We start from the raw sequence: 6634 nt of genomic DNA on the forward strand, positions 1-6634 counted from the left end.
TTTTGTAAGTTCTCCAAACTCATCTATTCTGCGGTCCCTGAGGAATGGCCACCAGCGGCGTACATTTTCGCTTCTGTTCATGTCGATGTCCACGATGATGTTTTCTTCCTTCATATTGTCAGCCTGAGCGATGATTTCTCCCTGCGGACCTGCTACGAAACTGTTTCCCCAGAACTGGATTCCGTTGGTCTGACCAGACGGGTCAGGCTCGTGTCCTACGCGGTTTACTGCAATGACAGGCAATCCGTTTGCTACGGCATGACCTCTCTGAACTGTTACCCATGCACCAAGCTGACGGAGTTTCTCTTCCTGAGTGTCAGTGCTTTCCCATCCGATAGCTGTAGGGTAGATAAGAAGCTCTGCTCCCTTGAGTGCCATCAGGCGTGCTCCTTCCGGATACCACTGGTCCCAGCACACCTGTACTCCGAGTTTTCCTACAGAGGTCTGTATCGGCTCGAAGCCTATATCGCCCGGAGTGAAATAGAACTTTTCGTAATATGCAGGGTCGTCAGGAATGTGCATCTTGCGATATTTGCCCGCTATGCTACCGTCTTTTTCGAATACCACAGCAGTGTTGTGATACAGTCCGGCTGCACGGCGCTCGAAGAGTGATGTTACGAGAACTATACCGTATGCGGCAGCTATCTCACTGTAGAAACCTGTAGAAGGGCCTGGGATAGGTTCTGCAAGGTCGAAAAGACGTGTATCTTCTGTCTGGCAGAAATACAGGGAATTGTGTAATTCCTGCAATACCACCAACTGTGCTCCGGCTTTAGCCAGAGATGCTATGTTTCTGTGAAGTTTTTCCAAGTTATATTTGATATCTCCTGTGCAAGACTGCTGGACGATACCTACTCTTATTATTCTGTTCATATTGAATTATGTTTATATTATTTACCTTTGAATACTGATTCCGGATACTGCATTGTCACACAGTGTAGTGAACCGTGTTGCTTGATAAGTGCCCTGCAGTCCACTCCAACGATTTCTCTGCCCGGGAATGCTTCCGACAATACTCTTGCAGCTTCCTTATCATTTTCAGGCTGTGCGTATGTAGGGTAGAGCACCGCTTCGTTCATAATCAGGAAGTTGGCATATGTTGCAGGCAGTCTGTAGCCGTCCTCGTCATAGATAGCTTCCGGCATAGGGAGCGGTAGCAGTCTGTATGGCTTTCCGTCGAGAGTGGTGAATGACTCCAACTGTTTCTCCATTGCGAGCAAAGCACTGTAATGTTCGTCGTTCGTGTCGCTGCACTTAACGTATGCTATGGTATCGTCCGGACACAGTCTGGCAAGAGTATCTACGTGGCTGTCTGTGTCGTCGCCGGCCAGATAACCGTAGTCGAGCCAGAGAACCTGCTGAAGATTGAATGTCTCTTTCAGATACTCCTCGATTTCATGGCGCGATTTGGTGTCGTTTCTGTTTGGAGCAAGCAGACAGAGAGATGTAGTGAGCATTGTACCCTTGCCGTCGCTTTCTATGGAACCTCCTTCGAGTACGAAATCGCGCTTGTTGATATAGTCACCGTTCAGCAGAGCTTTGCCGAACAGCTTGCTGTTTATCAGATTATCCTTGTCCGATGCGAATTTCATTCCCCAGCCGTTGAAACAGAAGTCTAACAGTTGAGGGTCGCCGTGCTTGTCCTTCAGTGTTATGAAAGCATGGTCCCTGGCCCATGTATCGTTGGTCTTACACTGGAAGAATGTGATGTTTTCCTTGTATGGGAAGTTATTCAGCGCTTCCGGAAACTCAGGAGCCACTAACAGCAAAGGCTGTCTTGAAGCTATCTCAGTAGCTAAGTTTACGAAACATTCTTCTACTTCGTCTAACATATAGGCCCAGTCAGTATCTATATGCGGCCATGTCAATTGTATATAACTCTGTTTGTCCCATTCTGCAGGGAGTAAAAGATTGGTATTCATTCTTCTATCTTGATTTATGAGTTTACTTTTTGTTTTCTGACAGTTTTTTCTTTCTGTACGAACGGAAATTGCCAACCCAGTCTATCAGCTCGTCCCATCGGGTGAAGTCTTTCTTGTAGATAAGTCCGACACCTTGAGTAGTGAGCGTTGATTTGGTGAAATATCTGTCGTTCGTCTGGTTATATCCTCTTATTCGGAAATCCCCGTTCTTTGTCAACAGCCAGATAGCTTCGAAGTCGCCCACAAAGTTAGTATTTCTGAGCGTATTTTCCTTATATCCGAAGTTACCGTTTATTATAAGTCGGTTGTTCAGCAGCCTTCCGCTCAGGATTGCTTCCGCCTCTACGTCTGTCCATCCGTTCTGACCTGTGGTGAGGTTTGTTCCTACGTTCCAGTTCTGACTGTCGATAACCTGCGAAAGCATATTGTTCAGCTGGCCGGAAAGTGTGCTGAATGCGAGCGAGCTTGTGGCATCCGACTGTCCGCTCTGTGCCGCATAGTCGTAAGTGTAGAACTTGCCGACTCCAAGCAGGTAGATTATCTGTGTAGTCATTTGCTCCGGAGTGCCTGTAAGGCTCTTCACCAACTGCCTGTCCTCCTCGTTCACGGTAGGAAGCTCGATGTCGAAACTCAGGTTAGGGGAGGTGAGCAGACCGGAAAGGTTTACTATACAGTTCACTCTGATGTTACCCCTTGTGGAAGTCGCATCCGCTATAAGGTCATTTAGTGATGCGGAAGACACTGTGTAGACAGCCTGCACATTCAGATTGGCAGCCTTAGGGTCGCCGTTGAACGATACGCTGCCGCCCTGTCTGAGGACGAAGTCTTTCCTGATGATATTCTGCATACTCAGCTTGTAGATACCTTCGGAGATATTGTAATTACCGAATATCTGGAAGTTACCCTTGTTGAAGAAGTTTATTCGCAGACTTCCCGTACCTTGGGCTGCTATGTAGTCCCCTGATGCAGGGTCCATGATAATTTTCATGTCAGCCTGTGGAGAAGGTTCTATCTGCAGATTTATCCTTATATCTGCCGGAGCTTTTTCTTCCTCTATTGTATTTTGCTCGTTCAGATAGTGGTATAAATCAGTCTTTACAACCTCTTGTCTTCTCTTCGGAGTCTTGTCTACGAATGTGATGAATTTGTTGCTTATGGCCTCTGATGCAGTACCTAAGACGTAAACGAATGAAGTATTGTTTTCAGCTCTTACGTTGCCGTCTACTACCAGTCCGGTGGCTTCATTTCCGCGCAGATTAGTCTTTCCTGATGCATATATCTTTCCGTAGAAAGGAAAATCCGGACTTTCCTTGTCGGAACTGAAAACCATCATGTTATTGGTGTCGAACCGGAACATGTAGCTCAGCTCTTTCAGTTTCTTGTGCTTCAGATATCCGTTTGCGGTTCCTGTGTTTCCTTCATTGTCGGTCAGTTGAACATCGTTGAATATAAATTCTCCTGAATTGATGATGACAGAATCAGCCTTGGCTCTGAAGAAACTGTTCAGAACGTTTACTTTCATTCCCACTTCCGCCTTGGCTCTGCCTTCGAGGTCAAGCTCCTTGAACGGACCGAACAGCCTTACGTGTCCATAAGCTTTTCCTTCCACATCGCTGAAGATATCTTTGATGAAGTGCTGCAGGAAAGCCATGTCCGTACCTCCGGCATTGATATTCAGGTCAAGTCCTTTCTCTTTTGGAGATATGTAACCTTTTACTCCTGTGAACACTCCGTCTGCTTTTCTGATATCGGCATCGAGCAGTATTCTTCCCTTTTCATTGTCGAAACCGCCCTTTATGTCGGCCTCACCCAACAGGGCTTCATTGAGGGAAAAATTGTTCACTTTAAGTCTGGCATCCAGCAAAGGCTTGCTCAGCACGTTCGATGCGAGAGCTTTTCCGCTGACGTTTCCCTCGAATTTTACGGCATTGAACTGTATCATGTCCATAATGTACAGGAGGTTTACGTTCTGCAGATTGATTACGCATGAGTCTGATTCAGACTTGCCTATGCGACCGTTGATTTTTACATACTGTCTGCCGTGCTCGAACAGGAAGTTTGAGATGTCTATGCTGTCTTTGTCAATGCTGATATTCGATTTATGCACGTTCCAGATAGTATCGCTAAGTACAACCTGGCTCGGATTTAATTCTATCTCAGTATGCAGTCTGCCATTGTCGGCATTTTTTGAGAAAATGGTATGTGCCGATACTTTGCCGCTGTATGTCACACTCGTGTTGTTTCCCCAAAAAACATTGGTTGCAAGAGTGTCATTGTATGCTTTGGCATTAAGGCTGACATTTACCATAGCCCCTTTTTTCATTAACAGGTTAGACCTCACGTGGCAATGCAAGTCTTCCTCTGGGTTTTCAAACAGCAGCGTAGTCGACTCGTATTTCTTGTTGTTGTATATTATTTCCGGGATATTGGCATTAATATACACCTTTGTTTTGCTGTCGTCTATATACCCGTTCAGTGTAGCCGGCATATTCAGTTCTACCGGAAGTTTCAGAACCTTATTGAAGAAATTCGAGTTGTCAATAGTGAAACGGAGAGTGAAATTATTGTCCGTCTTCTGCTTTATAATCTTGTTGCCCTCATCGAAAAACGACGGAATATACCTGTGGGCAACCTTGATTACGCTTGCCGGAATAGTCTTATATGAATAATTTCCGTTTATCTCTCCATTTATGAAATCTGATTTTATACGGATGGTTTTACCATTGTCTTTCTCGTTGGCCGAAAGTCTGAAATAGGGTAGGAAGTAACAGTTCTCTTTCTCTTCGGATGCACAGTTCAGGCTGTCTATACTGATGTTTCCTTCTATATCGTCAAAAGTCTTACCCTTGAAATCTGCCAAAAGATTCAATGAATATGTAGTATTTACATATTTGTCTGTCAGTTTCAGCTTCTCCGGATGGAAATCCTTCAGTCTTGCTGACAGATTGAACACAGGAATCTCTTCCGCTGTTGAGAATTTTCCGTCGATGTTCAGTTTCAGATTTTCATCATTTACTGATATATGTCCGTTGAATCCCCCCGGAGTATATCTTCCGTCGAGCATTATATTTCTATATGTATATCCCTTGACATCCAAGGACTTGATTTCCCCTTTTACGTGCGATTCAGGCTTATTGTTCTTGTAGGTAAGTCCGTTCAGTGCGATATTGAAAGATGCTTTTCCGAGCATGTCCTCTTTCTGAGTCAGTTTTCCGAGATTGAGATTTTCCGAATAGAATCTGCCCGAATAAAATCTTTTGTTGTTGACGGTATCTCTATTCATCAGGAATTGCGACTGGATGTTGCCGAGTGGCGTATATATCGTCAGCTTGTTTTCAATCCTGTCGGCCGTACCTTTCACATTACCATAGATGCTTGCGGTAGCTATGTCCTGCACTATATCCGGCAGATTTTCGTTGCCGTTTATGTTTCTGAAAATCCATTGTGCACCGTCTTCGCGTACTTCTACTCTTTTTATGTCGAGGTTGAAATATGCGTCGGCAGTGTCGTTTGCCAATATGAGGTTTCCGCCGAAATCCAGATTTACACTTCTATCGTTTGAATAAATCCTTAAATCATTTACATAGTGGGTGTCGCCGTCGTTGGCAAGTGTGGATTTCACGTTTACGGTATCGCTGAAATGTTTCAGAGCCGGTACCAGTGCACTGATGTCCGAAGGCACAACGCTTGCCGACAGACCGCAATGATAGTCTACATCCGAGACTCTCTTGATTTTTAGAAGATTGTCAAAATCGGCCACAAGGCTGTCTATGCGTACATTGCTTTGAGGCAGCAGCAGTTCAAACTCCTCAATACGCAGGTTTTTCTTATTGCCGATGGCTTTTAATGACAGTTTCCTGAGAGCAAGTCCGGACTTCTCTATCATGCTCAGACGCTTGACGTGAATGTTCAGGGAATCCTCTGACAGGGCTTTCAGAGATATGTTGGCAGATATATTTCTGACCGCGATATGCGACGGATTGAACTTTCCTTCGGTTTCTTTTTCCGACAGCACATCAAGCTTGAAATTGCTTCTTCTTATCAGAATGGAGTTGATTCGCAGGTCGAGAACTTTCTGCTCTTTGTTGTCATCCTTGCTTTTCAGCAGGTCTGTTATGAATTTTATGTTCAGGTCGGATTCCTTGTTTTCCTTAGCCAGATTGACGTTTGAACCGAAAAGCTGGATACTGTTGATTCTGATTTTCCCCCTGAGTATTGCCCGGATATCGAATTTGGCTGAAAATCTTGCTGCATTGACAAGCGGTTTGCCTTGTCTGTCCGAAATCTCGAGGTCGTTTATAATGATTCTGTTCAGCAGCCCCAAATCTATGTTCCCGATTTTCACTTCAGTCTTCAGAACCTTTGAAAGTTCACGTACAGCAATCGAACTGATACCTTGCTGTATGTACGGAATATTCAGCAAAGCTATCTGCCCGAAATAAACGACCATCAGGAGTATAATGATGGCTCGTAGTGTATGTTTGATTAGCGTGAACGTTCTCATTTGGTGTATAAATCAGTACAAAAATACAAATATCATGTGTATTACACCTACAAAAGCTTCTGATATTTCAGAAATTTTGCAAAAAAAACGGAATATGGACACCTGTTTTATCCGATTAAGAGAAAATATTATGAACTTTGCAGCGGATTTCAAATTTATAGTCAAAAGTAATTGAATTGCGAAAAATTCCCCCAAAAGTATTACCTTT

General features: G+C 44.3%; 3 protein-coding genes. All 3 read right to left on the bottom strand.

Annotated elements, in window-relative coordinates; all coding sequences use genetic code 11:
- A partial coding sequence (locus QZ379_RS08420) for a carbon-nitrogen hydrolase (protein ID WP_291563104.1) occupies positions 1–873 on the bottom strand: 873 nt, incomplete at its 3' end.
- Positions 874–890: 17 nt separating this feature from the next.
- Entirely contained in the window at positions 891–1922 is a 1032-nt protein-coding gene (locus tag QZ379_RS08425; RefSeq protein WP_291563106.1) for an agmatine deiminase family protein, read from the bottom strand.
- 22 nt (positions 1923–1944) lie between these two features.
- A complete protein-coding gene (locus QZ379_RS08430) occupies positions 1945–6426 on the bottom strand; it encodes a translocation/assembly module TamB domain-containing protein (protein WP_291563110.1) in 4482 nt (1493 codons plus the stop codon).
- Positions 6427–6634 lie beyond the last annotated feature (208 nt).

This window comes from Bacteroides sp. (genome assembly GCF_019417265.1).
Classification (GTDB): Bacteria; Bacteroidota; Bacteroidia; order Bacteroidales; family Bacteroidaceae; genus Phocaeicola.